This window comes from Paenibacillus sp. S29 (assembly GCF_049319765.1).
Taxonomy (GTDB): domain Bacteria; phylum Bacillota; class Bacilli; order Paenibacillales; family Paenibacillaceae; genus Paenibacillus; species Paenibacillus polymyxa_B.
On record NZ_JBMOUI010000079.1, the window covers coordinates 1 to 398 of the forward strand.

The following is a 398-nucleotide window of genomic DNA, read 5'->3' on the forward strand; positions in this document are numbered from 1 at the left end:
ATCTCGGAAGGCACGCTGCGCTTGACGATCGCTTACAGCCGTAAGCAGTATCGCCAAGAAACGCTGGAACGTGTGGCGAGCCTGCTGCAATCCGCTTTGCAAGAGGTGATTACGCACTGTGTCGCTCAGGAACAGCCGGAGCTGACGCCGAGTGATGTGTCCTTCAAAGGTCTGACGACTAGAGAACTGGAACAAATTGCGAAACAGGCGGCACATACCGGTGAGCTGGAAAATGTATACGCGCTGACGCCGATGCAAAAGGGCATGCTCTTTTACAATCTGATGGATTCGCAATCAGGAGCTTATTTTGAACAGGCCTCCTTTGATCTGCAAGGACATTTTAATATTGATGCGTTTGCGGCAAGTTTGGATGTATTGGTGCAGCGGCATACGGTACT

The 398-nt window shown here is 51.0% G+C and carries 1 protein-coding gene; it reads left to right on the plus strand.

The annotated features are described in order from the left end of the window. The coding region (locus ACL9RM_RS26555; RefSeq protein ID WP_414126710.1) for a condensation domain-containing protein at positions 1-398 on the plus strand (398 nt) is incomplete at both ends.